This is a genomic window from Nocardia sp. TBRC8007, assembly GCF_056629435.1.
In genome coordinates this window covers 43,507-69,178 of record NZ_JBWSOR010000003.1, presented here as the reverse complement: position 1 = coordinate 69,178, position 25,672 = coordinate 43,507, and the positions used below count along the sequence as shown (strand labels likewise).

The window sequence follows — 25,672 nt, the reverse complement described above, 5'->3', positions numbered from 1 at the left end:
CCGGATATGGGTGTTTCACTGCGCGGAGTCGTTTCGTCGTGGTGGTTCGAGGCGTCGACTGCCGTGGCGACGGAGGCAGCGCTCGCCGGCATGGAATTGGCTGTCGATCTGGGGTCGAAGGCGGCACAGGCCCCGAGACATGCCGTCGCAGCAAGCGCGTCGCTGCTGAAACCGGACTGCGTGAAACGGCCGCGCGAAGAGCGCGCTGCGCAACTATGGCCATCTCTGAGCCAGGAAGCCCAGCTCCGCCCACGCCGGTGGCGAGTGCACGAGGTGCCTTCCCGTGTCCTTACCGCGCTCGCGCACAGCACGGCCGACCTGCCGGACCTCATTGCGGGCATCGAGCCGATCGAGGCCGCCACTGCGGTCGAAGACCAGAACTTCTGCCGAGACGGCGAGCACCCTGCTGATCCGGAACCGGTGCTGCGGGCAGGAATCCAGATCGTAGTTGATGTGTGTGCGATAGGGTTGTCGACCATGGCAGCCACGCTGCCGTTGTATGGGCCGGCCAGAGTAGTCCGCGCGGTCTCAGCGTTCGCCGACACCCAGCCCCGAGTACGTGGAGCGCTCGAGCAGCGGCTCGGTCATCAGCGCACGGACCTGCTACTCAGCACGACCAATGCCCTCGGTAATGCGCTGGGCAACCGTGCCGCGGAGGGAACGGCGAATGTACTGGTCGATATCGTGCACCGAAGTCTCGCCCTGACCGAGGCACTGACCAGATACGCGCAGTGGCGGTGCTGGGAGGACGAAACAGCTCTCCGCCCCGCGGACGGACCTGAATCACTGATGGCGGCCACCCGCATCGTCGCGATGCCGCAAGGGCCGATCGAACGAGTTGCCGACGAAACGGCTGCCGGCGCGCTCGCCGGTGCGGTCACCGCAACCCTAGGCGGTCGTGGTCTGCTCACCGCTGCCGACGCTGTGGAACTCGGTGCGCCCAAGGCAGCTCGCGCCAGCCGCGAAGCCTACAGTGCCGCAGTCTCGACCCTACTGAGCCGAGCGGGTGTGCTGACGCTTCGCCCCAGGGTTTGGCGACGGATGGATCGATTGTCGGCGCTGGTGATCGATGGCGAGACATTGTTGACCGCGCGTCGGATAGTGCTCGCCGCCGAAGCGACCGGCCAGGGGTGGTCGGTCGCCGAGGTCTGGAACGCGAGCCAGCATGTGCTGTGGACACAGCACGACGAAGAGAATCCCAGTGGTGATCCGCGAGCAGCTGATCCTGCCGAGCAACTTCCGCCACGCGAGAGTAGACAACGGCTGGTGCACCCAGGGACAGGGAAACCCGATCGTGGTGCGGCTCGTCGCCCAGTGTGGCGAGAACTCCAGAGCGATGGCACGGCGGTGGGGCGGGTACTGATCGGGCGAGAACTCGATCGCCGCGCGTCCACGATACTCAGCCGAGCGCGCACCGCCGGTCTACGCGTAATCCTCGTTGCCGGCGCCGACGCCGCCGAGTTGCGGTCGATGACCGACGACTTCGTCGACCCGGCCCGCTCATTGAGCAAACTGGTACGTGACCTGCAACAAAACGGCCATGTGGTCGCCATGCTCAGTCCGTGCGCACACAAGGCATTGGCGTTGGCCGATGTGGCTATCGGGCTCGCAGGCCGGGAAAATGGTGTGCGGACCCTACCGTGGTCCGCCGACGTGGTCTGTCGCGATTTAGCTCAGGCGCATCGGATCCTGGCCGCTATCGCCCCAGCCCGCCAGGTGAGTGAGCGCGGCCGTTCGCTGGCGTTATCGGCGGCTGCCTTAGGCGGACTTCTGCTCGCTGTCGCCCCGGAACGGCGTGCCAAGGCGGCACCAGGAACTGCGGCACATCTCACTGGGCTGCTCACCGGCGCCTACAGCGGATGGCGAGCAGTGCGGACCGAGCCACCGGCGACCCTCGCTCCGCTGTTGCCGTGGCACACACTCGAACCAGGGGAGGTCCTGCGCCGATTACCGGAGCCGGTCGCGGTAGCCGACCGTGCCGAACCGAATCGGCCGACTCGGATACCGGGGCCTGCCACAGCCAGGTCCATGGCGTTGTTCGCGCGGCAACTACGTCGTGAGTTGGCTGATCCGCTCACGCCGATTCTCGGGGTCGGAGCAGTCGCCACCGCCGTCCTCGGCGCACCACTGGACGCGGTGCTGTTGTCGTCAGTACTCGCGGCCAACGCGTTGGTCTCGGCCTGGCAGCGGCAACGCGCCGAAAACGCGTTGCACCGATTGTTCGAGCGGGAAAAGCTCACTGGCAGGCTCATCGATCGCTTCGAACTCGACGCGGACGAACCTTATGAATACCGACTGCCCGCGAACCTGCTCACCCTCGGTGACGTGATCGTGCTGCAGGCAGGCGACGTAGCTCCCGCTGATGCGCGACTGCTGCGCGCAGACGATCTGGAGATGGATGAATCCGGGCTTACCGGCGAATCGGTGACCGTTGAAAAACAGGTCGCCGCGACCCCGGGCGCAGCGGTAGGTGACCGCGCCTGCATGGTCTTCGAAGGCAGCACTGTCGTCAACGGCACTGGTCGCCTGGTCGTCGTGGCGACAGGACCCGACACTCAGGCAGGCCGTGCTGCGGCCGGAGCCATTCCGCCGGAAAAGGGTGGCGTGCAAGCGCAAATGCGCCGACTGACCGACCGTGCCTTACCACTGACCTTGACCGGCGGCGGTGTCGTGACCGGATTAGGGATACTACGCGGCCGGTCGCTGCGGACCGCGATTGCCGATGGCGTAGCGGTGGCAGTCGCCGCAGTCCCGGAAGGGTTGCCCCTGGTGGCGACGGTCGCTCAACTTGCCGCCGCCCGCAGGCTCTCGCGCTACGGCGTTCTAGTCCGAGCCAGTCGGACCGTCGAGGCGTTAGGGCGAATAGACACTCTCTGCTTCGATAAGACCGGCACCCTCACCGAAGGGCGTCTGCGTCTGACCACCCTCGCAGACCTCGAGCGGCAGTGGCCCCCGCACACGGACTCCAGTGATGCACATACATTGCTACGCGCGGCAGCCCGCGCTTGCCCAGACCCCGCCGAAGGACCGATCGTGCACGCCACCGACCGCGCGGTGCTGGAGGCCGCCGACGAGGTGCTCGGGGGCGATGCTCGCCACTGGGATCAGATCGAGGAGATCCCTTTCGAGTCCAATCGCGGCTACGCCGCCACTCTCGGCCACACCACCCGCAAGCTCCGCCTGATCGTGAAAGGAGCGCCTGAGGTCGTCTTGCCACGCTGCAGCACGGTACAGATGGGCGAGGCAGCAGGCACCCTTCTGTTCGACGAGAACACCCGTGAGCGCGCGGAATACGCGATTCGCACACTCGCCGAACAGGGACTACGAGTGCTGGTGGTAGCGCACCGCGACCTGCGCACCGAGCCCGATGATGTCGAATCGTATGTCGGTGAGCTCACCTTGCTCGGCTTCCTCGGACTAGTCGACACTCCACGTCCACAGACTCTTCCACTCGTCACCGCATTGCGCCGCAACGACATCAGCGTCCGAATGATCACTGGCGACCACCCCGTAACCGCGATGGCAGTGGCCCAGCAACTAGGCATCGAGGCGGACACGGTGGTCACCGGTGCGGATCTGGATGGTTTGGACGAGACCGCGCGAGCCGCGTTGATCGAACACAGCACAGTCTTCGCCCGCGTCGATCCCGAACAGAAGGTGCGGATCATCGCCGCGCTCCGCCGCGCGGGACATGTCGTCGGGATGACCGGTGACGGTAGTAATGACGCTGCCGCGATCCGTACGGCCGATGTCGGCATCGGTTTGGCGGCGCAGAGTTCCGCGGCTGCCCGCAACGCCGCCGACCTGGTACTCACCTATCCCGATCCGCTGGCATTACTGCATGCCCTCATCGAAGGTCGCGGCATGTGGCAGCGGGTCACCGATGCCGTCGGCGTGCTGGTCGGCGGTAACGCCGGTGAAGTGGCCTTCACACTGTACGGCACCGCCGTCAGCGGCCACGCCCCGCTGGGCACCCGGCAGTTCCTTCTGGTGAACATGCTGACCGATATGTTCCCCGCCATGGCGCTGGCCCTGTCTCGCGCCCGAGACACAGCGGATCTGGCCGACTCGGACGACCCGCACACACAGGCGCGGCAAGCAGCCGAACGACTCGCTGAACTACCGCCCGCGCGTCTGGGTGCGGACCTGCTGCGCGCTCTCGCCGTCCGCGGCATCGTCACCGCGACCAGCGCATCAGTCGCCTGGACCCTCGGCCGTTTCACTGGTACGCAGCGTCGTGCCGCCACCATCGGATTGGTTGCCCTCATCGGCGCCCAACTCGGGCAGACCCTGGTCTCCGGCTACCGCAGCCCACTGGTCTGGCTCACCATCGCGACAAGCGGCGCGGTGCTCGGTGCGGTGGTGATGACACCAGGATTGTGCACATACTTCGGTTGTCGGCCGCTGGATCCGGCCGGATGGGCGATCGCGACCACCTGCGCAGTGACAGCTACCGCCGCCGCGGTATTCGCTCCTCGGCTATTGCCGGAATCGCTCCTCGCTGATACCAGAGTGTTTCGATCCGAGCTGTTATCCGACAGCACGGACACCCTCTGATCGATCTACATCCTGGAACAGCGCGGCGACCGAGTAACCGATCGGGCAGACAACTCCACCGTGCTCAGCGGCATTGCGCATACTCGACCCCTGGAGGAAGGTGAGTATGTCCGGTGGTGCCGCCGGGGCGCCACCCTGACCAGGGCAGGAGGTGTCCCGTGTACGCACGTTCCAGCACATTTGTCGCCCAACCGTCGGTTATCGATGACGGGGTCGCATACCTCCGCGATGAAGTGATGCGGAATTTGTCCGACCTCGAGGGGTGGGTGGGTTTATCTATGATGGTCGACCGGTTGACCGGGCGCTGTATCGCCACGTCCGCGTGGGAATCCGAGACAGCGTTACATGCCAGCGGCGATCGAGTCCAGTCGTTGCGTGATGGACTGGCCCGAACCCTCGGTGGCCAGGTCGACAGGGTCGAGGAATGGGAGATAGCACTCATGCACCGCGACCACCCAACCGACAGGAATTGCCGCACCAGGTGCACGTGGGCGCAAGTCGATCCGGACCGACTCGACCGAATGATCGACGTATTCAACAACGAAGCGCTACCACAGACCGAGAGGATCAACGGATTCCGCAGCGCGAGTCTGTTCGTCAACCGAGCAACCGGGCGAGCGGTGGCCGCGATTGTCTGGGCGAACGATGAAACCATGAAGGCCAGTCGGGAACCGGCGACTCGGATCAGAGCTGCGGCAACCAAGCGGCTGAGCATAAATGTGCTAGAGGTCGGGGAGTTCGACCTGGTATTCGCACATCTTCGGGTACCAGAGATGGTATGAATCAACCGGCGCGTCGGGTCGAAGCAAGGTTTCTTCGGCCTGACGCAGAAGTATTTCCGTCCCGAGGACAGCTCACCGGTTGACCTTCGCGATGACCTTTTCCGCGAAGCGGGACAGATGTGCGACCTTTGTCTCTAGTCGCTCTGTATCCTGCTCAGTGGTGTAGGGCACCCGGAATCCGACGATCACATCGGTGACCCCTTTGTCTTCGAGGCGTTTGATACCGTCGACGGTGAAGCCGTCCAGCGAAATGACATGCACCTCGAAATCCTTGCGCGTGCCGTACTCGGCACGCTGGGTATCCAGCTCGGCCAGCAGTCGGTCGAGTTCGGTGCCGTCGCCGCCCGCGTGCATCCATCCGTTGCCGCGCTGCGCAGCCCGGCGCAGCGCGGGTTTGCTGTGTCCGCCGATGAGGATCGGTACCGGCTCGGTCGGCACCGGGCTGATCTTGATCGGCGGAATATCGTAGAACTCTCCGTGGTATTCGAAGTATCCGCCATCTATAAGCCCACGCACGATATCGATACATTCGTCCATACGTGCGCCCCGATTACCGAACGGCACCCCCATGATCTCGAAATCGTCCGGCCACGGGCTGATTCCGACCCCTAGCCCGAGCCGGTTGTTACTGAGCGAGGCTACCGAAGCTGCTTGTTTGGCCACCAAGACCGGCGGCCGGATCGGCAGTTTCAACACGAACGGCGTGAACCGCAGTGTAGTGGTCACCGCCGCCATCGCGGCACTGAGCACAAAGGTCTCGATAAAAGGCTTGTCTTCCAGGAACTCCCGGCTCCCATCCGGGGTGTAGGGATATTTCGCGTCGGATTCCTTCGGATACGCCATGCTGTCGGCAACCGCCATAGAGGTATATCCCGCCTGTTCGGCAGCTTTGGCGAGGGAAAGGTAGTACGAAGGATCGGTCATTGTCTCGGCGTAGGTGAAACGCATGTCAATCACCTTCCCGGCGCACCGAGCGCGCCATGTGGGTCCTGGCTCGGCGGCATGGGCCGATCTGTGCCGAGGCAGGCGAAACGAGGCTGCCACCCATTACCATGGGTTGGCGAAACCTGTCGGAATCAGGTAGTCGAACATCGCCTTCATCTGTTCTGACAATCGCATCAACTCCATGTACGAGCCGATCGGCCCGCCATCGAGGTAGGCGAACTCCAGTCCGACGCCGTCGAATCTGCCGCGTGCGACGATCTCGATGCCCGCGGTACGGGCCTCGGTGAGCGCGGCGTCGTAATCATCGGGTATCCAGGCGGCATGATGTAGTCCGGGGCCGATACGCTCGAGATGCTCGGAGTACAAGCTCACCCCGCCGCGCGGCTCGATCAACTCCAATTGCTGGCCACCTGCGTAGCCAAGTGCCACACTGATCGTGTAATCGGCAGGCGCACCGCGTAATTCGGCGGATTCGACGTCGAAGCGTACATCGGGGATGGTGAACCAGTCCGCCACTCCGTACTGCCTGGCGAACGCCTGCTGAGCTGCGGCCAACTCGCGCACCACCCAGCACAACTGAAAGATAGGGCCGTTGGCGATCATTGCCACCTTCCTATACAACTCACAGTGACCGTCGCCACATTCCTCATGCTGTTCAATTAATCACTTGCGCCCGGCACCGTCAATACTCGTATCCACTACCACGCGGATAGCTCTAGTAGTAATACGCGCGCCGTGCTGCGTGGGGTAGCGGCAAGCGACTCGACCGCTATTCGAGCGTATCGTGAGCATGTGGGCGTCATTGGGGAACTTTTTCCAGGCAAGAAGCTTATGCGCGAAGGCAGCCAGGACGGCGAAGGGCAGGTGTACGTTCCTCGGCTCGATATCGATCTCGATACCGGGGTGGTGCGGATGCCCCGAACGGTCGCTCATCTCGACGAGGGACGCCCGCACGACCGGCCGGAGCAGTCGGAACAGCAATAGGGGAGGGGCGCATCGGCTTGTGGCCCCGCCGCGCTCGATGCGACTCTACTGATGCATTATGGCCGCATGACAGCGAAACTGGACAACGCCCGCGGCCTGTACCTGCACGGAATCCGTGACGGCAAGGCGCGTGCGGCTCTCGACCGGTACACCGGCAACCGGTATACGCAGCACAGCACGGGAGTAGCAGACGGTAAGGAAGGCTTCCTCGCGTTCTTCGAGCCCTTCCTTGCGCGCAATCCGCAGCGTGAAGTAGAGGTGGTCCGCGCGATCGAGGACGGTCGGTACGTTTTCCTGCACGTGGCACAAACTCTGGGTGGCACGACGCGTTGGGTGACCGCCGACCTGTTCGACACTGACGAGAACGATCGGATCGTCGAACACTGGGACACAATCGCAGCCGGCGGACTGACCACTCCTTCCGGTCACACCCAGACCGATGGCGCAACCGAGGTCATGGACCTCGACCGCACGGAAGGGAACAAGCAGAAGGTCTCCGAATTCTGCGCCACGATCCTCCAGGGTGGACACACCGAGCGCATTGCCGAGTTCGTCTCTCCGGAAAAATACGTGCAGCACAATCCCGAAGTAGCTGACGGTATCGAAGGCTTCACTGCGTTCGTGGCGGGCCTTGCGGCCGAGGGTAAGTCACTGACGTACACAAAGGTGCACCGACTGATCGGCCAGGGAAACTTCGTCGTCACCCTCAGCGAGGTCGACTGGGCCGGCACCCCCATGGCCGTATTCGACATCTTCCGGCTCGAGGACGGTCTGATCGTCGAGCACTGGGACGTGGCAGAACCGATCCCATCTCCTGCCGAGGCGAACAACAGCGGCAAGTTCTGACAGTCTGCTCGATATAGATGTCCGGGATCTGGCGGTAGGAGATGCCGCCCGGCTTGCTATAGCGCACGGATGTCGCGGATAGCGGGTTATCGAGGTCGGGGCAGGCCCATACCTGTCCCGTGCCGGAGAGATTCCAGGTCGGGGAGTCGTCCACTTCTCGGGGGAACAACCGGGTGGGTGGTTGGAGTGGGGAAAGCCTGATGTGGATGACCGCAAGCGGTCAGAGTGCCGTGCAATAATAATTCATTGAGTTATGTAGATATAAGCATTTATTTATTAGTACTCCTTCAAGAGTTGCACAGTACTTTAGGCAAGAATGTGATTTTGTAAGATCAGCAAGGAGAAGAGCGGCTGCTTTGGTGTGTGCACACATGCCGGTTTGCTGGCGGGTACGCACGAATCCAGTCCGCCGAACAGGCCATCGGTCGCATGGATGTCCCCGCCGACCACGCGGTTCAACAATATCCAGTGGGGAGCAGTATATGGTCGGGATCAAGGGGGGAGGGGCACGATACTGGCTTGGCGGTAACAGGACACCGTGCGGTGATCACTATGGCGAGCCTGGGAATCGGTGGCTCCGGCACGGTATCAGGATTGATTCGTGATGCTGTACCAAAGAAAGGCAAGGGCGCCGAGAGTGAACAGTGGGGACATGATCCAGATTTCGACCTTGTTCCCGGTGCGAGCGATGATTGGGAAGCTGATGCGGAAACCGAAGGGCCAGAACAACGGACAGCCGCGATCGGTCAGGCAGTCACCGAGCAGATGGGCCAATGCGCCGATGCCTATTGCGAATGGTAGCCAGGCGGGTTTGTCCGCGATCCAATGTTCCATCGCGAATGTGCCCACGGTGGACAGCACCACGACAGGTCCCCACGCCTTGAAGCTGCTACCGGATGGGCACAGATGTAGTGCGCGCACAGCCAAGGCCAATAGGAAGAAGACCAGTCCCAGAGTGAACCAGCGGCCGAGCCATTGCTCGCCTGCCCAGGTACCGGTAAAGACAGCTGCGACGAAGAGAAGCGAGTGAGTAGCGTTGCGATGTCCGCCGGCAATCCACGAGATGAGCTTGCAAGCAGAATGGGTGATCGGGCCCAGTGTGTGTGCGAGCGTGCCGTTCGGATGGTCTGCGTCGGGCAGCAAAGCAGCTCCCGCAGTGAGGAATACTCCCAGCAATAGATCGGCCATACCGAGTCGCCCTGTGGCCTCGTGGAGCGCCGGATAGGTCAGTACGGTAATCGGCAGCATCGTTGCCGCCGCAGACCAGGCCAATGCGCCGCTGGTCGCGTGTGAATGTCCGAGCATCGGTCGAACATTAGTTCAGCTACCGCTTGGTAAGCGAACAGGCGGCTGTTCTGGGATTTCCCAATCCGGTTATCGGATCAATGCGTTGTGCCCCTATTGCATTGTGGTATGGGCGGTTACGCCTGCGCTGTTGGCACTGATCAGCGGACAGCTGCGCAGCTCTCACCCGATGCTCGTCATGATGGTGCAATGGCGCTGGACTATATTGGCGACGTTCTACGCCGTAGTGAACCTGTTGGTGTTCTTGCGATTCCAGGACTATTGGCTGTCTCTGGTGTGAGTGAACCGCCGTAGTAGCGGTCATTGCGGCGGAGCTCGGCCAGGGCGGGTCGAAGTCGTCGTGGCGTATGGCAGGGGATGCTACTCCAGGCCGTAACTTGACATAATATTGATTATCGGCGTGGATGTGGTGGGTGGTCGGCATGTGCACGATATGGATGTCGCTATTCGTCATTGCATGGTGCGCAGTGAGTCTGCCCGACTCGACCGGCTGCGGATGAGCGAGTTATCTGATCCGTAAATTTATGTGACAGCATTTTTTGCGTACTAAGGAGACTTGTCGTATTTGCGAATTTTGTGAATATAGACGAGTTGTTTTCCGCGTCTCCTGGATTTTTGCCTCTGGACTGCTTTTTCGGCGAATTTCGAAACGTCACTGTGACGGGTGGGGTTGTCATCCTCTCCCGATTGTTGTTGCGCAGTGCTGATGAATGAGTGCTAAGTTCGCGGTGTTCGAAATCCCACATATCTACATTCGTCTTGGAGGAAGTATGCGAGGGGCAGCGCGGGCGCTGATCAGCTGTATGGTGGTCGGTGCCGCTCTTTCGGGCATGCCGACGTCCGCCGCGGCACCCCCCTCGTTCAGAGAGTATGTCGCCCTGGGTGATTCATGGGCGGCGGATGCTACTTTGAGTCAGCCGACGAACGAGTTCGTACCACCGGGCTGTGCGCAGAGCCGGGGCGACTATGCCAAGCAGATAGCAGCGGCGCTGGCTGTGCCGGTATTCCGGGACGCGTCCTGTATTTCGGCGACAACTGATCACATGTCCGCGCCGCAGGTCACTCGGCTCGGTGTGAACGCACCACAGTTCGATCGGCTTTCCCCGACCACCGATTTGGTGACGCTCGAAATCGGTGGCAACGACGTGGATTTCGTTTCCGCCGTCGAGACATGCTTGACCGCCGACCCGGCGGTGTCACCGTGTCAGAATAAGTTCGTGATCGGTGGGGTGGATCAGATGTCGGTGAATATCGCTGCGGCCGAGCCGAAAGTCGCGGCGGTGATCCGTGGTGTCCACGCGCGATCGCCGCACGCGCGAATCCTGTTGTTGGACTATTTCCAAGGCATCGATACCGGACCGGGGTGTTATCCGGAAATTCCGATCTCCGCGGTGGATTCGGCGTGGCTGGGACGCAAGTTGCTCGAGCTGAACGCGATGTTGGCACGGGTGGCGGCGGAGACAGGTGTGGAGTATGTCGATACCTATACGTCGAGTGTCGGGCATGATGCTTGTCAGCCGGCGGGTGTGCGATGGGTCGAGGGTTTGGTGCCGTTCTCCGAGTATCCGGTGGGGCCTGCGGTGCCGTTCCATCCGAATCAGCTCGGCGCGGATCATCAAGCCAGAACTGTGTTGGCGGCCTTGAATGGGTGATTCCCGGCGTCGAACCTGCTCGGCTATCCGGCTGTAACGCTCGTCATATCGGTTGGCTGGAACCAATGGGTCGTTTCTTCCGACTACCTGGGCCGGGGCAAGTGTGAGCCAGGATTGTGGGAAGGGACGTGGTGTGGCAGTTGGGGTATCTTCCACTCGAACGATTTGGTTCGGTTCGGTGCTGCTGTCGATGTTGGTGGCGGTCGGAGCGGCCTGGTCCGCTCAGGAATTTCCATATGTCGCCGCGGGTACTTCGTACCCAGGGTTGATTCATGCGTTGACGTATACCGCGCTACGTGTGGTGGCTGCGGCGGCAGGCGCTTTCACTCTGGGTTCGTTGGTCTATTCGGCTTGCTGTACAGCGGTCGAGGGGCGTGGGCGGATCGGGGTGGATGGATATGCGGGAATTCGAGTGGCCGAGCGTGCGAGTGTGGTGTGGGTGGTGGCCGCGCTCGCGTTGATACCGGTGACCGCGGCCGATGTCGGCGGCAAGACCACTGCGGAAGTGCTGGGAAGTGGTGCGCTCGGACCGCTGGTCGATGCGAGCGAGAAACCGAAGGCTTGGGTCGTTGTCGTGGTCTTCGCCGCCATTGTCGCGGTGGTGTCGCGGTTTACTCTGTCCTGGTCCGGGGTGATAGTTCTGGCGTGGATCGCGGCGCTCGGCGTGCTGCCGCCTGGTGTTGTCGGCGATGCCGGTGAGGGGCCGGGCCACGACTACGCGACCGGGGCTGTGCTGATCTTGCAGATGGCAATCTCGATTCCGGTCGGCTTGCTGTGGTGTGTGAGTGCTCATCTTGCCCGTGGGGGCGGCCATCCAACGGAGACGGCGCGCCGGGCGCGGTTCCTTACGGCGGTGTGTCTGGGGATCGCGGCGCCCTGCGGTGTGGTGTTGGTCGCGATACTTCTGCCTTTGTCTCGGGTGTTCAGCACCGGGTATGGGCGGATGGTTTTCGCGGCGGGCGTACTGGGGTTGCTCATGGTGATGTTCGTGTGGCGGATCGGTCGTGGAACAAGCCGTGCTGGGGTTTTATCCGCAGCGGCGGGTGGCGCGACGCTTATTGTGATCGCAGTGCTCAGTTGTGCGGATGTGCGGCCCGCGCCCGCGTTCGCCGATCGACAGTTCACGGCACAGCAGGTCTTCCTCGGTTTCGACATAGCGGATCCGCCTTCGGCGCTGCGTATGGTGACGTTCTGGCGGTTCGATGTGGTGTTGGGCAGCGCGGCGCTGGCCGGGATCGTGCTGTATGTGATCGGGGTGCTGCGGTTGCGGCGGCGTGGTGATGCCTGGTCGCCGTGGCGGACCGTGTCCTGGCTCGGTGGCTGTCTCGGCATGCTGATCGTGACATCTGCGGGGGTCGGTGCGTATGGGTACGCGATGTTCAGCTTTCACATGATCACGCATATGACATTGAACATGGTGGTGCCGGTACTGCTCGTGCTCGGCGCGCCGGCCACACTGTTGTTGCGGGTGATGCCTGCGGCGGCGCGTGGTGGGCTTCCTGGAGTGCGGGAGGGCGTGCTGGCTGTGTTGCATTCCAGGCCTGCCGCGATAGCGGCTCATCCGATGTTCTCTCTCACAGCGTTCGTCGTCTCGCTGTATGGCCTGTACTTCACGCCGGTGTTCGAGAGCTTGATCCGTTATCACTGGGGGCATGTCCTGATGAACGTGCACTTTCTGATCGTGGGCTATTTGTTCTATTGGGCGATTATCGGCATCGATCCAGGTCCTCGGCGGTTGCCGCACTTGGGCAGGCTGGGCATGCTGTTCGCGGTCATGCCGTTCCACGCGTTTTTCGGTGTCTCGGTCATGTCGATGACTACGGTGATAGGGGAACGTTTCTACACTGCCTTGCAGTTGCCGTGGAATATCGATCTGTTGGCAGACCAACGTGCGGGTGGTGGTATCGCCTGGGTGGCCGGTGAGGTTCCGGTGTTGATCGTGGTCGGAGCATTGTTGAGCCAGTGGTTCGTGCAGGATCGCAGGACTGCGGTACGGACCGACCGGAAAGACGAGATGTACGGCGACTCCGACCTCGAAGCGTACAACGCGATGCTCGCCGAGCTGGCCAGGACTCGTCGCTGAGTGGCTGGTGTCAGTCGCGATGCGGATGTGCGCTGCGCAGCCGCAGGCTATTGGTGACGACGAAGAATGACGAGAAAGCCATTGTGGCTCCGGCGATGAGGGGGTTGAGCCAGCCCAGTACGGCGATCGGGATGGCGATGACGTTATAGCCGAAGGCCCACATCAGGTTGCCTTTGATGGTGCGCAATGTGGCGTGGGCGAGGTCGATGGCGTCGGGTACTGTGTTCAGGTCGGCGCGGACCAGGATTACGTCCGCGGCGGCGATCGCGACATCTGTTCCCGCGCCGATGGCCATCCCGAGATCGGCGGTCGCCAGCGCTGCCGCATCGTTGATGCCGTCGCCGACCATGACTACCCGGTGTCCTTGCGCGCGTAGCCGTGCGATTGTCGAAACCTTGTCTCGTGGCAGCAGATCGGCGGCTACCTCGGTGATGCCGATCTGCTCGGCTACTGTGTTTGCGGCGTGCTCGTTGTCGCCGGTAAGCATGAGGGTGCGTAGTCCTTGGCGGTGTAGTCGTGCGATCGCGCCTGCTGCTGATTCCTTGACGGTATCGGCGACCGCGACGACGGCCACGATGTCGTCGTCGATGGCGATGAGGACCGCGGTGTGTCCGGACCGGGCGTGGTGGTCGCGTGCTTTCTCCAGTGTCGCGGGGGTGGTGAGCCCGTGCTCGGACATCAGTTTCGGACGACCGACGAGTACATGTTTGCCCTGTGCGATGCCTCGGGCACCGAGACCGGGCAGTGCTTCGAAGGATTCGGCGTCGGGCAGGTCGGCGCATCGGCGTGCGTATTCTGCTATGGCTGTGGCCACGGCGTGCTCTGAGGCCGCCTCTACTGCGCCTACGAGACGAAGCACCTCGGATTCTTCGATCCCGTCCGACACAGTGATGTCGACGACGCTCATCATGCCGTGGGTGAGTGTGCCGGTCTTGTCGAATACCACCACGTCTACATCGCGGGTGGCTTCGAGCGCCTGATGGCCTTTGATGAAGATACCTAGTTGCGCACCACGCCCGGACGCGACCATCAGTGCTGTAGGGATGGCCAACCCGAGTGCGCATGGGCAGGCGACGACGAGGACTGCGATGGCCGCCGCCCCTGCGCGGTCGGCTCCCTCTCCGAGCATCAGCCATGCCGCGCCGGTGAGTGCGGCGATCGCGAAGACGAAGGGGACGAACACTGCCGATACCCGGTCGGCGATTCGCTGCACGCGTGCTTTGCCTTGTTGTGCTTGTTCGACGAGCCGGATCATGCCTGACAGCATGGTGTCAGCGCCGACGGCGGTGGCTTCGATTACGATCCGGCCGGTCAGCGATACGGTGCCCCCGAGGACCTGGTCGCCTGCCGCGGCATCGACCGGTACCGCTTCACCGGTCATGGCGCTGGCGTCGATGCTGGATGTTCCCGAGGCCACGGTGCCGTCGGCGGCGATCGTCTCGCCGGGGCGGACGAGGAAAAGCTGTCCTTGTCCGAGCTCGCTGATCGGCACGGTGATCTCGCGGCCGTCGCGGGTCAGTACTGTGACTTCGTGGGTGGCCAGTTCGGCCAGTGCGCGCAACGCGCTACCGGCGGTGCGTTTGGCTTTGGCTTCGAAGTATCGGCCTGCGAGGACGAATGCGGTGATCCCGGCGGCCACTTCGAGGTAGATCGAGTCGCTGGACCAAATCGCCGCCCATACCCCGGCGGGGGTTTCGGTGCGGGTGGGACGCAGGTACATCGTGTGCAGTGACCATAAGGTGGCGGCGAGTACTCCTGCCGACACGAGGGTGTCCATGCTCGCGCCGCCGTGGCGGGCGTTCATGAAGGCCCGGCGGTGGAATGGCGCGGCGGACCAGCAGACGACGGGCGCGGCGAGCACGGTGAGCAAGATCTGCCAGCCGTCGAAGCGGGTGTCGGGAATCATCGCGAACATCACCGATAGATCGGCCAATGGGAAGAACGCGATGAGTGCGACGAACAGCCGCCGCCGCAGATCCGCTACCTCGCTGTCATCGTTTCCGGTGCCTGCGAGTGCGGGGCGCGCTTGGGTCGAGGGTTCGGCGGTGTATCCGGCGGCACCGATCTCTTCGCATAGGCGTTCGGCTGAGATCGGTGTGGTGGCGTCGATGGTGGCGGTGTGGGTGGCGTAGTTGACCGATGCGGTTACGCCTGCCACTTTGTTGAGCCGCCGTTCGATGCGGGTGGCGCAGGCCGCGCAACTCATGCCGCCGACTGTGAGAGTTATTCGTGTCGGTGCAGTCTCGGAGGCGATGGTTTGGTCGATGGTCATTGCTGGTCCGTTCTGCAGGAGAGTTCTTGTCGCTGAAGGCGGGCCCCTGAGCTGTTGGGATGCGGCACTGCCAGGTAGTCGGATGAGTGCTCGCGCTGGTTCCCGTCGGCGTGGATCGTGTCCCGACAGCGGCCGTGACTTCCCTGGGTGGGAGAATCGGCCTGTGGAATGCTCGGTAGCGCGGGAATCACTGTCTGCCCGGCTTGATGGTGAAGCCGGGGTGGTGCCTTCGGCGCGGCTCGACGAGCACCTCGGGCAGTGTCCGCGGTGTCGCCGGTGGTGTGCGTCGGTCGCTGATGTGACCAGGCGCGTCCGGGTAGGGGTCGCGCCGGTAGTTCCCGACCTTACTGATCAGATCCTGGCATCCGTTCCGGATGATCTGGCGGCGCGACAGCGGCGCCGGACGCGTACTGGCGGTGGTGTAGTTCGTCGTGTCCTGTTGGGATTGGTCGGCGCGGGGTAGGCCGGGCTGATCGTGTTCGGGGGGTGGTTCTCATCGTCGCAGGAGAAGTCCGGCTATCTCGGTGGCGGAGAGTTCCGGTGTCGGTGTGGTGTGGTCGGAATTCCAGTCTCGATCGAATCCGGCCAGTTGGATATCGCACCACCGCACGACGGCGGCGCGCAGTGGTGGGGCGAGGTTCTGGCAGGTATCGACGCTGTCGCGCCAGCGGTCCAAGGGGATGGTCGCCATGTGGGTATTGGTGAGGGCGGGTAGCACGTCGGCGATGGCGATCGGTTCGGGGGTGAGTAGATCGAGTATTCGTGGTGGGGGTGTCGGGCCGGTCCCGATCGCCGCGGTGATGATCCGGGCGGCGACGTCGGCGCGGACCATCGGTTCGCGCACTTCGGTACGCGGTAGTGATCCGACCGCGGTGGCGGCGGCCACCAGTTCGTGGAGGAAGTCGTTATCCGGGTCACGTGGGTCGGCGGGATGGGGTAGGACTCGTCCTAATCGCGCGATGGTCGTCGGTGTCCCGAACTCGTCGGCGGCGATTGTCAGCAGGTGTTCGGCGACGCATTTGCTTTGCGCGTATCCCGTTGGTAGTACCGTGGGGTCGGCCACCATTCCTTGTGGTCCCGCGGCGGTGGCGGTCGAGACGAGAGTCAGGGTCGCATCGCAGATATGCGCGACACGCAGTAGATGGTGGGTGGCAGCGACATTGACCGCGCGCAGGCTTTGATAGGAGCGGATCGCGCTGATCGCCGCCGCGCTGTGCACGATGTGTCCTATTCCGGTGTCCGCGCATAGTTCGGTCGCGAATTCTGGTGTGGCGCAGTCACCGAGAACGACGGATAACCGGTGGGATGCCAGGGCTGAGTGGAGGTGGTGTGGCGCGGGCTCTGCTGGGTACGCGGTGCGCAGCCGATGGTGAGCGTGCTCGGCGGAGTCCGCCCGGACCAGGACGACCACTTCATGTTCTGTCGATGCCAGTAGCTCGGCCAGCAGATACGCGCCGAAGAATCCGGTGGCACCGGTCAGCAGTATCCGACTGGTGGCGGGGGCGGTGGATGGGGCGAGGAGCGACAGGGTGGTGCGTAGCGCTGTGATTTCTTTTGTGAGGTCGATCTTTTCCGCGGGGTCGATTTCGTGTGCGGGGCGGTCGGTGTCGGATCGGTCCGGTCGATGAAGGTGGGCGGCGAGTTCGGCAGCGTTCGGGTAGGCGAGTATCTCGTCCACGGTCACCGTCTGCTTTGTAGCCACGGTCAACCGGTTGGCGAGGGCCAGGGTCTGCATGCTGGTTCCTCCTGCGGTGAAGAAGTCTTCGTCGGCGGTGAGTTCGTCGTTTCCGAGGACGTCGCGGAAGACGCGCAGGATGTGTTCGACGCCGGGCTGGGCGACGGTGCCGGTTGTGATGAGTGCAGTGCGGTCGGCTTTGAGGTTGCGGGTGCGCGGTATGCGGTCCACTGTGATGATCCGTGTTGGAACCCAGGCCGTGGGTAGCTTTTGCGCCAGTCGCTGTCGAATGGTCGCGAACCACTCGGGGTCGGGAGATCCGTCCACCGTTACCAGCGCGTCGAAGGCGAACTCGCCGCGCCGAGTGATCAGCGCGTCGCGTACACGGGGTTCGCGGCGCAGGAGGTCTTCGATGATGCGGAGGCCGATGCGTTGCCCGCCGACTTTGATTATCCCGTCGCCGCGTTCGACGAACTCGAGTACCCGATCGGTGCGTACGCGTATCCGGTCGCCGGTCGCGAAGGTCCGGACGGTCTGGTCTGCGATCCGGGTTGTTCGGAAGCCTGCCCCGGAATCCGCGGGCAAATACCCTTCGGCCAGTATCGGTCCGTAGAGGTGGAGGTATCCAACCGGATCGTGGTGGTCGTGGTCGGCTGGTTCGAGGTGGTCCACGGCGAGTGCCGCTCCCGCGTGTGGGAACAGTGGGCCCAGCGGTACCGGAGATGTTGGATCGTGTTCCTGCGGGATGTCGGTGCTCGCGCAGACGACTGCGGCTTCGCTGGGACCGTAGCTGTTGTGCAGTGCCGGGCCACCGTGTCGTAGCCAGCGTGCCACCAGCTCTGGTGATGCCTCCTCTCCCCCGATCACGATCCGGCGAACTGTCGTAGGTAGGTGGATGGTGCCGGTGTCGATGGCTATGGCGAGCTCATGCCATACGGCGGTCGGTAGATCGAGCACAGTTGCTCGGGTGCGCTGGGCCAGAGCGAGTAGCGCGGTTGGTGATTGCCGGTCGGCCGGCCGTGCGGCGACCACACATGCTCCGGCTGCCAGAGTCACGAAGATTTCCTCGATGCTGGTGTCGGCGTGCAGTGGTCCGAACTGGATGACGCGGTCGTCGGGTTTCCACTGGTAGCGGTCTACCGCGTCGGTAACGTAGGCGGCGAGTGCTGCGCCGCCTACGCGGACGGCTTTCGGTTTTCCGGTGGTCCCTGAGGTGAGTACCGCGTATCCGGCCCCGTGGCCAGATTCCGAAGGTGCGTGGTCGTCGAGTCTTGGTCGCGGCGTAGCCGGGAGTGTCATGGCAGTGCCGCTGGGCGCTATCGCGAGGGCGAGTGCGGTGTGGCGGCGGTGGTGGATTATCGTCGCGGGCGCGATCGTATCGACCAGCGCGCGGAGGTCGTGGACCGGAAGTGTTGGGTCGAGTGCGATGTGTGCGGCGCCGGCGAGCTGGATCGCCAGGATCGACACGATATCGGTGCTGTCGCCGAAGGGCAGTATCGCGACGATATCGGTGGCGGAGACACCGTGGTCGATCAGTTCGGCGGCGCGTGTGGCCGATAGCGCGAGCAATTCCGCTCGGGACAGGGTGTTTTGGTTGTCGAGGAGCGCTGGTGCTTCTGGTTCGGTGTCTGCCCAGGTGCGTATGCGTGTGATCGGGTCGGGTGTGGGCGTATATGCCGGGGTCTGGATGGGCAGGTAGGTGACGCCGAGGTCTTGGACCAGACATGTGCTGTCGGTTCTGGTTTCGGCAATGGCATGGCGGAGGGCATCGGCGTGGTGCTCGAGCTCCTGTGAGGTGTAGCAGTGCGGGTTGGCGTCCAGTACGAGTTCGGCGGTCCCGGTTCGCAGGTAGAGGTTGATGGATAGATCTTCGACAGGTCCGGCGCTCAGATTGTGCGCACGCACCTCGATGCCGGGCAGTCCTAGGTTGTAGTCGAACGGCATGATGTTGACCATCGGGCCGAGCAGGCTGCGCCCGTTACCGATCAGGCCGAGTTCTGCGCGCAGTCGTTCGTGTCGGTAGCGTGCGTGTTGTCGGGCGGTCCGCAGTGTGGTTCCGATGCGTGTGGTGAGTTCGGCGATGGTTTCGCCGGGTTCGACCCGGACCGGCAGTGCTATGGCATTGAGCGTCATGCACGGTATGGTCGCGGTGATCGAGCCGATCCGGTTCATCATGGGTACGCCGAGTACTGTGTCGTGCTCTCCGGTGCGGCGGGCGAGGTAGATCGCCACCGCCGCGAGTATCGACTCCGCGATGCCGACGTGGGTGTCGGGTGCGGGCTGCCGGGTGGTGAGGGTGCGTCGCGTTCGGCGGGTGGTCGCGGCGGGGGTGTGTGGTGTCGCGGTCAAAGTGGGTGCGCTGCGGCCGGTCAGCGCTGTCCGCCACTGTGTTTCGTCGGCGGCGCATCGGGCGGAACTGTGATATGACGCGTCGGCGGCGACCACATCTGCGAGACTGTGGGTGATCGGCGGGACTGTATTGCCGGTCTGTGTGAGGGCGCGGTAATAATCGGCCGCACGTCTGGCGCACAGCGCGAAACTGTAGCCGTCCAGTGCGACGTGGTGTGCGCGGTGGTACCAGTAGATCTGTTCGTTACCGAGCACCAAGATCCGGTGGCGTGTGGTCACATCACGGTAGGGGTCGGATGGTTCGTCGCGGTCGGCGTGCATGATCGTCATCGCTTCTGCGCCGGGATCGGCGAGGTGGGACAGGTCGTGCACCGTGACCGTCACTTCGTGTGGATGCCCAATTACTTGGCGGGGACCGTGTTCGGTGTGTATTAGGCGGATTCGTTGCGCTTGGACGTCGGCTATCATGAGGCGGATCGCCTCGGTCAGCGTCTCTGGGTTGACAGGGCCGCGGAGCACGAGGTATTCGGCCAGTGTGAATGCTCGGCTGTCGGGCCACAGGCGTTGGGCGTCGACGATGCCGCGTTGTGCGGCGGTGAGGGCGATCGGGGTGGTCATCGGTGCTCCGCCAGCTTTCCGAGCCACAGTCCCAGCACCGGTTCCTCGGCCAGTTCGGCGAAGGTGATCTGGGCTCCTGCCGCGCGCCAGCGCTCCACTAGTGTGGTGAGCCTGATCGAGTCGAGGCCGAGGTCGGTGAGATCGGTGTCGAGACGAAGTTCGGTGGGTTCAGCGTAGAGTACGTCGGCGATGTCGGTGATCAATTGTTGTCGGCTCAGCCGCATGATGGTTCCCTAAGTTTGTAGGTGTCTGGGGTTGGTGCCCTGGATGCTCAGGGCAGTGGGGTGTAACGGTGGAGCGAGTCGTCGGTCGGCCATCCGGGTGCGGCGGCGAACACGCGCAGGTCACCGAGGTAGTACTCCCCCGTTGTCCGGTACAGGAACACCGCCATCGCGGTGATCGAGGTCAGCAGCGTGATCGACGGCCACAGCGCGTGTTTCGGCCGGAGATGGGTGTGGCTCAGTTGACGCGCCGATCACGATCTGTCCAGAATTGTTCCCGTAGTGCGCGGCGTAGGATTTTGCCGCTGGGGTTGCGTGGGATGACGTCGGTGAACTCGTAGTGTGACGGCACTTTGAACGTGGCGATCCTGTCGGTCAGGAAGCGTACGAGGTCTCTGATGCGCAGTTCGGTGTCCGGGTGGGTGACCACGAACGCGTGCACGCGTTCGCCCCAGGTGTCGTCGGGTGTGCCGATCACCGCGCAGTCGTACACCGCTGGATGCGCGTTGATCGCTTTCTCCACTTCGGCGGGGTAGACGTTTTCTCCTGCGACAATGATCAGGTCTTTGACCCGGTCGCGGAGCACCAGATAGCCGTCGGTGTCGAGGTATCCGGCGTCTCCGGTGCGAATCCAGCCGTCGGATAAGGTGGCCGCGGTGGTCTCGGGGTCGGCGAAGTACTCCACCATTTGTGCCGGGCTGCGTAGGAATACTTCGCCGGACTCTCCGGTTGCGGCGCATGTTCCGTCCGCGGAGCGGATTTCGATATCCACGCCTGGGTATGGTGTGCCTGCTGCGTGCAGGCGCTGCCGTCCGGGCAGGTGGTCGGCGGGTGGGAGGCAGATCGCGGTGTTTCCGGTTTCGGTCAGACCGTAGATCTGGGCGAATTCGCAGGCGAAAGTGTCGACGGCGCGTGTCAGCAGATCCGGTCCGATCGGGGACCCGCCGTAGACGATCTTGCGTAGCGAGATGAAGTCTGTTGCGCTGACACCTGGTTCGGACAGCAGCATCAGCAGCATTGCGGGAACGAAGCAGCTTGTGGTGACGGTGTTCTCCCGGATCGCGGTTATCGCGGTGGTCGCGGTGAAGGCCGGGATCACCACATTGGTCACGCCGGCGCACAGACCTTGGACCGCCCACCACAGTCCACCGATGTGGAAGGTGGGTAGTGCGAGAAGGTTCATATCGGTGGTGCGCCAGTCGATCCAGTCGAGTCCGGCGGTATCCAGCATGTCGCGGACGGCGAAGAAGGTGCGGTGCGCCAGCACCACGCCTTTCGGTTTGCCGGTGGTGCCGCTGGTGTACATCTGCACGACCGGGGTATCCGGTGTGGTGGTGACAGCGTCGACCGTGCCGGGTTCGGTGTGCGTACGCCAGGAGCCGAAGTTCGCGACCGTTATCACGAGATCGCATGTGGATCCGACGCGTGCCGGGTTGTCGGTGACGACGAGCCGCGCGCGACTGTGGTGGAGGATATCGGTGATTTCGCCAGGGGTCAGCCGCCAGTTGATCGGAACCAGGACCGCGCCGATGGTGGCGCAGCCGTATAGCAACTCGAAGAAGGCAGCTGTGTCTTTGGCCAGGTAGGCGACCCGATCGTCCGCGTGGATACCTGCATAGCGCAGTGCTCGTGCCACTGCCGCCGCGTGTGCGGCGAGGTCGGCGTAGGTTGTTGTACCGGTCGCTTCGAGTAATGCCGGGTGCTTCGGACAGGCGGTCGCGTGCCGCTGCAATACTGGTACCAGTGTCGGCAGATTGTTCACCGGCGTGGCTCTGGGTTACGTGGGTGTGGCGGGTCCACCAGCACGATTTCGATGTCGCCGGATGCGCTACCGATGGCCGTATCGGTGAAGTCGACGTGGGTGTGCAGCGCGAAGAGCGGCCTGGACCGATGCCGGAATTCGACGTCACCGATGGTGAGTTCCGCATGGTAGGCGCGCGGGTCGATGGGTCGGCGGTAGTGGCTGTTGAATCTGCTGATGAGCACCGAGGGCAGCTGGCGGACCCAATAGTCGGCCAGTGACCAGTCCGCCAGTTCGGGGATGAGCCGGTCTCGGATCGCGGCGGCCAGAGTGTAGTAGAACAATTGGTTGTAGGAGATGGTGAACTCGACCGCGTTGAAGTGGCCGGTGTCATCGATGTAGCAGGACTGCGCGATCGAGAAGGCGCCGATGCCCACCACGTGCTCGCCGCGGCGCTCGGTCCGGGCCTGGTGTAGGTAGACGGTGTCTTTGCTCGCGTAGGGCCGCATAGTGCGTTCGAGTAGCGCGATGTCTTCGGGAGGGCTGTCGGACGCGGGGCGGGTCCCCAGAGTTGTGCTGCTGGTCATGCGGCGTTCCCTTGGGTCAACGGATGTTCGTCGAGCACGGTCACGCGCAGCGATTCTGTTGCTTCGTTGCTCGGATTGTGCAGCGCTCGGTGGATGAGTGTGCGGTTGTCCCACAGGACCAGGTCGCCGGGCTCGTAGGATCGCAGGAAGATGTTCTCGTGCTCGTACTGGTCATCGAGCTGGCCGGATTCGGTGAGCAGGTCCGTCAGCAGTGATTCCGGAAGTGGCGTCGCGGACGCGTCTTCGATCGCGTAGGTGAACGCTTCCGACAGGTACAGTACCTTTTCGCCGGTCACCGGGTGGGTCACTATGGTGGGTCGCCGCTGCGCGGGAGTTCTGCGTTCGACCTCTGCGATGAGTTCACCCAAGGGGCGGAAGATGTCCGAGGGCCGGATCTTCACGTAGCGCCGGGCGCTGTGCTTACAGTACGTTCCGTTGATCGCGTCGCGCAGTCGCGGGGACAACCGCCGATAGGCGTCGGCCATATCGATGAAGTAGGTGCCTCGGCTCGCTGTTGGGAGACGTTGCGGGTAGAACAACGTGACAGCGAATGGCTCGGGCATGAATTGGTAGTCGCTGTGCCAGAACGCGCCGGTCTTGGGCACTCCGATCCGCCCGGTGTCCCGGTCCAGGTTGGAGGAGACGAAGACGAGTTCGCTGTCGGGGTGGTGGTACATCGGTTCGTAGTACGGCACTGGGGTGCCGAATTCCGCGCCGAGTGCGACGAAATCGGCGATGTCGAGCGACTGCTCTTTGAGTACCACGATCTTGTCGTGATAGACGTGCCGCCGTAACGTCGCTAGATCGTCCGAGTCCGCGGTGGCCAGGTCGAATCCGTGCACCTCGACGCCTCGGTGGTCTCCGGCGCTGGTGTCGATCTTCATGTGCTTTCCTCTGTCCGACAATGCGATCCAGCGGTTGTGCGCCCCGAAAGACCGCGATGTGCATGCCGACATCTCGGCCTGCCAAGAGCCGTTGCTGTCGTGGGAGTTAGTCGGATAGCGGGGCTGTTCGGTTCCCGGCGTCGCGACGATGCTCCGCTCGCTTCAGCGGAGGGTCATGCCGTACGAATGGGGCGGGCGGCGCTGCCGTGTGCCGAACTGCTCGCCTTGCTGGCCGCCGCCCCTGTAGACGGGCCCGACCTGCGGCTGGTCGCTTGTGCCGCATGGCATGCCCTGCGCCGTGAGCCAGGTACGGAACTGTTCCGTCGCGCGCTGCTGCCCGCTCGGGCGTGGGACGAAGTCCGCCGTTACGAGGACATGGCGATCATGGTCGCGATGCGCGAGGTCGGTCGCATTGGTGTCCTAAGCGGCTGAATTCACATTGCGTGAGGCGGTGTTTCCATTCGCGCATCTGGCGATGCGAGTCGATGCGGCCCCGTGGGCACAGCGGGCAGTGTATGTCGCTCGGCGGCGTATTCGGTTTGTCGAGCTTGCCACGCTGGTCGGCGCGGGCCGGATACGCCCGGTCGCGGCAGCGGTACTGCTGCTTTTCTCCTGTTGGCATGTTAAGTTCACCGCGCTCGGCGGGACCTCACTACAGATCGCGGAGTTGCGGGATCTGCTCACCCAACGATTCGGGTTGAGGGTAAGTATCGCTGATCTCGCCGCCGCATCCACCGCCTCGGAACTCGGTGCCAGGCTCGACCGGATCGGTCGCCGTGAGTTCGCGGCTGGTTCGGTGGCGGTGACACGTGTCGGTCGGTGTGCCATTCCTGGCACTGAACCCGGTGTGCCGCATTTCCGGATGCGGTCGCTGATCGATTATGTCGCGCGGGTGATCCGGTCGGTGCAGCCGTGTGGACCCTATGTGTTGTTGGGGCATTCGATGGGTTCGGTTGTGGCGCTCGAAGGCGCGCACCGGCTGCGCGACGACGGTGCCGATATCGCTTTGGTCGTACTGTTGGACGCACCGCTGCCTACGGTGCGATGCTTACTGCGGGAGTGGGGCGGCGGCCGATCGGCAGGCAGCAACAGTTGTTCTACGAGTTCGGGGTACGGGTGTAGAACCGGCATCGGATGCGGCCTGGGCAATATCAGGTGCTCGCGGTGGTCACCGAACACACTGTCCACCATGTGCCCGGATGGCGGCGTGTGCTGGGCGATATCCCGACCTGTATGGTCGCCGGCGGGCATAGGTATGTGGTGCGGGAGGGTCCGCTGTTGTGGGGGTTGGCCACTCGGATCGGTGCGGAGATCCTGCGGCGGTGCGGCTGTCCGCGCACCGCCGCGATGGTCGGGTCAGATTTCCCAGACTCGGCCCAACGTCGTGACCGTGTCACCGGAATCGCTGATCACGGTCACATACGGTTGCACGGTGGCTGGGCCGATGACACCGGTGACGGTGCCGAGGAAATTCACGATCCGAATATGTCCCTCGGTACCGGTAACCGTGCCGCTGGCGGCTTCTACCTGCTGTATGCCGGGACCGAAACCGGCCTCGATCTCACCGGTGACGGTCGGGACGAGGCTGCCGTTGAAACTGAGCCCTGGAATTCCGGAGTCGATGTCGAAACCGAACGAGGGGGTGGTGTAGCTGACTCTGATCTTGCCGCTGAAGGTGGCCGGATATCCGACGAGGTAGCCGACCTTGATAGTGCCGGTGAACTCCTCTGCCTTGTCGCCGGTCACGGTGAATTCGGCCTTGCCGTCGTGTAGCCATTGGCGGGTCAGCGGGTTGCGATCCAACGGTGGCACACCGCGGATGACGGTGTCGGCTTGGATCGCGCTGATCGACCGCTGGTGGGCGTCGACCACGATATCGGTGCTGTCTACGGCCGCAGCCGCGGTGCCACCCCCGAGAGCGCATGCCACAGCGGTGGCGAGCCCGAGGATCGCCAGTTCGGCGTGTTTTCCGGCGCGTAGGTGCGAAGTGACTTTCTTCATCTTCCCTCTTCCATATCGGTATCGCCGACCCCGGCATCGGCGTGGCAGATCATCGGGCAGTGACAGGTGGTCTCGGTCGGTGAGGTGGTCAGCGGACCTGGTGGTGCGGCCATCGCGGGGTGGCTCCGGTGTCGTTGCTCGGCGGATCTCAGCGGTAGTCGAGCGGCAGG

At 63.4% G+C, this 25,672-nt stretch carries 20 protein-coding genes and 1 pseudogene; 10 read left to right on the top strand and 11 right to left on the bottom strand.

Going from position 1 to position 25,672, the window contains the following annotated elements; translation table 11 throughout:
* Nucleotides 1-6: 6 nt before the first annotated feature.
* The gene (locus ACX4ZE_RS04590; RefSeq protein WP_480272031.1) at nt 7-4,557 is read left to right on the top strand and encodes an HAD-IC family P-type ATPase; all 4,551 of its coding nucleotides are present in this window, start codon (nt 7-9) and stop codon (nt 4,555-4,557) included.
* Here ACX4ZE_RS04590 and ACX4ZE_RS04585 read toward each other — a convergent pair.
* A complete protein-coding gene (locus ACX4ZE_RS04585) occupies nt 4,531-4,725 on the bottom strand; it encodes a hypothetical protein (RefSeq protein ID WP_480272030.1) in 195 nt (64 codons plus the stop codon). The genes ACX4ZE_RS04590 and ACX4ZE_RS04585 overlap by 27 nt on opposite strands.
* On the opposite strand from ACX4ZE_RS04585, the gene ACX4ZE_RS04580 reads away from it, so the two are divergent.
* Nucleotides 4,716-5,339 (top strand): hypothetical protein, encoded by a 624-nt coding sequence (locus tag ACX4ZE_RS04580; protein WP_480272029.1) that lies wholly within the window; start codon nt 4,716-4,718, stop codon nt 5,337-5,339. The two genes, ACX4ZE_RS04585 and ACX4ZE_RS04580, sit on opposite strands and share 10 nt — an antisense overlap.
* Before the next feature lie 72 nt (nt 5,340-5,411).
* Here the strand turns inward: ACX4ZE_RS04580 and ACX4ZE_RS04575 are convergent, their stop codons facing one another.
* A complete protein-coding gene (locus tag ACX4ZE_RS04575; protein WP_480272028.1) occupies nt 5,412-6,287 on the bottom strand; it encodes a TIGR03619 family F420-dependent LLM class oxidoreductase in 876 nt (291 codons plus the stop codon).
* Between the two features lie 99 nt (nt 6,288-6,386).
* Nucleotides 6,387-6,887, bottom strand: coding sequence for a VOC family protein (locus tag ACX4ZE_RS04570; protein WP_480272027.1), 501 nt, complete (start codon nt 6,885-6,887; stop codon nt 6,387-6,389).
* A gap of 189 nt (nt 6,888-7,076) precedes the next feature.
* Here ACX4ZE_RS04570 and ACX4ZE_RS04565 point away from each other — a divergent pair, with 189 nt between their 5' ends.
* Together ACX4ZE_RS04565 and ACX4ZE_RS04560 are read left to right on the top strand one after the other, a co-directional pair.
* Entirely contained in the window at nt 7,077-7,268 is a 192-nt protein-coding gene (locus ACX4ZE_RS04565; RefSeq protein WP_480272026.1) for a hypothetical protein, read from the top strand.
* Between the two features lie 66 nt (nt 7,269-7,334).
* Complete coding sequence (locus ACX4ZE_RS04560) at nt 7,335-8,114, top strand: nuclear transport factor 2 family protein (RefSeq protein WP_480272025.1); 780 nt, start codon at nt 7,335-7,337, stop codon at nt 8,112-8,114.
* Between the two features lie 588 nt (nt 8,115-8,702).
* Here ACX4ZE_RS04560 and ACX4ZE_RS04555 read toward each other — a convergent pair.
* The gene (locus ACX4ZE_RS04555; protein WP_480272024.1) at nt 8,703-9,419 is read right to left on the bottom strand and encodes a metal-dependent hydrolase; all 717 of its coding nucleotides are present in this window, start codon (nt 9,417-9,419) and stop codon (nt 8,703-8,705) included.
* A 103-nt stretch (nt 9,420-9,522) separates the two neighbouring features.
* On the opposite strand from ACX4ZE_RS04555, the gene ACX4ZE_RS04550 reads away from it, so the two are divergent.
* The 3 genes from ACX4ZE_RS04550 to ACX4ZE_RS04540 all read left to right on the top strand — a co-directional run bounded on the left by ACX4ZE_RS04550 (nt 9,523) and on the right by ACX4ZE_RS04540 (nt 13,154).
* Nucleotides 9,523-9,699: a hypothetical protein gene (locus tag ACX4ZE_RS04550; RefSeq protein WP_480272023.1), complete on the top strand. Its 177-nt coding sequence runs from the start codon at nt 9,523-9,525 to the stop codon at nt 9,697-9,699.
* 490 nt (nt 9,700-10,189) lie between these two features.
* On the top strand, nt 10,190-11,071 hold the full coding sequence (locus tag ACX4ZE_RS04545) for an SGNH/GDSL hydrolase family protein (protein WP_480272022.1): 882 nt from the start codon (nt 10,190-10,192) through the stop codon (nt 11,069-11,071).
* 133 nt (nt 11,072-11,204) lie between these two features.
* Nucleotides 11,205-13,154: a cytochrome c oxidase assembly protein gene (locus tag ACX4ZE_RS04540; protein ID WP_480272021.1), complete on the top strand. Its 1,950-nt coding sequence runs from the start codon at nt 11,205-11,207 to the stop codon at nt 13,152-13,154.
* 10 nt (nt 13,155-13,164) lie between these two features.
* Here the strand turns inward: ACX4ZE_RS04540 and ACX4ZE_RS04535 are convergent, their stop codons facing one another.
* Complete coding sequence (locus ACX4ZE_RS04535) at nt 13,165-15,426, bottom strand: heavy metal translocating P-type ATPase (protein WP_480272020.1); 2,262 nt, start codon at nt 15,424-15,426, stop codon at nt 13,165-13,167.
* On the opposite strand from ACX4ZE_RS04535, the gene ACX4ZE_RS04530 reads away from it, so the two are divergent.
* Nucleotides 15,332-15,889 carry a zf-HC2 domain-containing protein gene (locus tag ACX4ZE_RS04530; protein ID WP_480272019.1) on the top strand — a complete coding sequence of 186 codons (558 nt, stop codon included), beginning with the start codon at nt 15,332-15,334 and terminating at the stop codon, nt 15,887-15,889. The genes ACX4ZE_RS04535 and ACX4ZE_RS04530 overlap by 95 nt on opposite strands.
* A gap of 30 nt (nt 15,890-15,919) precedes the next feature.
* Here the strand turns inward: ACX4ZE_RS04530 and ACX4ZE_RS04525 are convergent, their stop codons facing one another.
* The 5 genes from ACX4ZE_RS04525 to scoE form a co-directional block, all read right to left on the bottom strand.
* Complete coding sequence (locus tag ACX4ZE_RS04525) at nt 15,920-20,068, bottom strand: AMP-binding protein (protein WP_480272018.1); 4,149 nt, start codon at nt 20,066-20,068, stop codon at nt 15,920-15,922.
* Nucleotides 20,065-20,292 (bottom strand): phosphopantetheine-binding protein, encoded by a 228-nt coding sequence (locus ACX4ZE_RS04520; RefSeq protein ID WP_480272017.1) that lies wholly within the window; start codon nt 20,290-20,292, stop codon nt 20,065-20,067. Before ACX4ZE_RS04520 ends, ACX4ZE_RS04525 begins: the two co-directional genes overlap by 4 nt.
* Before the next feature lie 235 nt (nt 20,293-20,527).
* Entirely contained in the window at nt 20,528-22,051 is a 1,524-nt protein-coding gene (locus ACX4ZE_RS04515; RefSeq protein WP_480272016.1) for a long-chain-fatty-acid--CoA ligase, read from the bottom strand.
* Nucleotides 22,048-22,617 (bottom strand): FcoT family thioesterase, encoded by a 570-nt coding sequence (locus ACX4ZE_RS04510; RefSeq protein WP_480272015.1) that lies wholly within the window; start codon nt 22,615-22,617, stop codon nt 22,048-22,050. Before ACX4ZE_RS04510 ends, ACX4ZE_RS04515 begins: the two co-directional genes overlap by 4 nt.
* The gene (gene scoE, locus ACX4ZE_RS04505) at nt 22,614-23,501 is read right to left on the bottom strand and encodes a (3R)-3-[(carboxymethyl)amino]fatty acid oxygenase/decarboxylase (protein ID WP_480272014.1); all 888 of its coding nucleotides are present in this window, start codon (nt 23,499-23,501) and stop codon (nt 22,614-22,616) included. Before scoE ends, ACX4ZE_RS04510 begins: the two co-directional genes overlap by 4 nt.
* Before the next feature lie 99 nt (nt 23,502-23,600).
* On the opposite strand from scoE, the gene ACX4ZE_RS04500 reads away from it, so the two are divergent.
* On the top strand, nt 23,601-23,933 hold the full coding sequence (locus ACX4ZE_RS04500; protein ID WP_480272013.1) for a hypothetical protein: 333 nt from the start codon (nt 23,601-23,603) through the stop codon (nt 23,931-23,933).
* A 43-nt stretch (nt 23,934-23,976) separates the two neighbouring features.
* Nucleotides 23,977-24,525: pseudogene (locus ACX4ZE_RS04495) on the top strand (thioesterase domain-containing protein); the annotation flags it as partial.
* Between the two features lie 332 nt (nt 24,526-24,857).
* Here the strand turns inward: ACX4ZE_RS04495 and ACX4ZE_RS04490 are convergent.
* Nucleotides 24,858-25,502: an MspA family porin gene (locus ACX4ZE_RS04490; RefSeq protein WP_480272012.1), complete on the bottom strand. Its 645-nt coding sequence runs from the start codon at nt 25,500-25,502 to the stop codon at nt 24,858-24,860.
* Nucleotides 25,503-25,672 lie beyond the last annotated feature (170 nt).

Bases quoted from the DNA above. Each gene is read 5' to 3' on its own strand.
- ACX4ZE_RS04590 (WP_480272031.1), top strand. From the start codon at position 7: ATGGGTGTTTCACTGCGCGGAGTCGTTTCGTCGTGGTGGTTCGAGGCG.
- ACX4ZE_RS04575 (WP_480272028.1), bottom strand. From the start codon at position 6,287: ATGCGTTTCACCTACGCCGAGACAATGACCGATCCTTCGTACTACCTT.
- ACX4ZE_RS04570 (WP_480272027.1), bottom strand. From the start codon at position 6,887: ATGATCGCCAACGGCCCTATCTTTCAGTTGTGCTGGGTGGTGCGCGAG.
- ACX4ZE_RS04560 (WP_480272025.1), top strand. From the start codon at position 7,335: ATGACAGCGAAACTGGACAACGCCCGCGGCCTGTACCTGCACGGAATC.
- ACX4ZE_RS04555 (WP_480272024.1), bottom strand. From the start codon at position 9,419: ATGCTCGGACATTCACACGCGACCAGCGGCGCATTGGCCTGGTCTGCG.
- ACX4ZE_RS04545 (WP_480272022.1), top strand. From the start codon at position 10,190: ATGCGAGGGGCAGCGCGGGCGCTGATCAGCTGTATGGTGGTCGGTGCC.
- ACX4ZE_RS04530 (WP_480272019.1), top strand. From the start codon at position 15,332: ATGCGGGTGGCGCAGGCCGCGCAACTCATGCCGCCGACTGTGAGAGTT.
- ACX4ZE_RS04535 (WP_480272020.1), bottom strand. From the start codon at position 15,426: ATGACCATCGACCAAACCATCGCCTCCGAGACTGCACCGACACGAATA.
- ACX4ZE_RS04525 (WP_480272018.1), bottom strand. From the start codon at position 20,068: ATGACCACCCCGATCGCCCTCACCGCCGCACAACGCGGCATCGTCGAC.
- ACX4ZE_RS04520 (WP_480272017.1), bottom strand. From the start codon at position 20,292: ATGCGGCTGAGCCGACAACAATTGATCACCGACATCGCCGACGTACTC.
- ACX4ZE_RS04510 (WP_480272015.1), bottom strand. From the start codon at position 22,617: ATGACCAGCAGCACAACTCTGGGGACCCGCCCCGCGTCCGACAGCCCT.
- scoE (WP_480272014.1), bottom strand. From the start codon at position 23,501: ATGAAGATCGACACCAGCGCCGGAGACCACCGAGGCGTCGAGGTGCAC.
- ACX4ZE_RS04490 (WP_480272012.1), bottom strand. From the start codon at position 25,502: ATGAAGAAAGTCACTTCGCACCTACGCGCCGGAAAACACGCCGAACTG.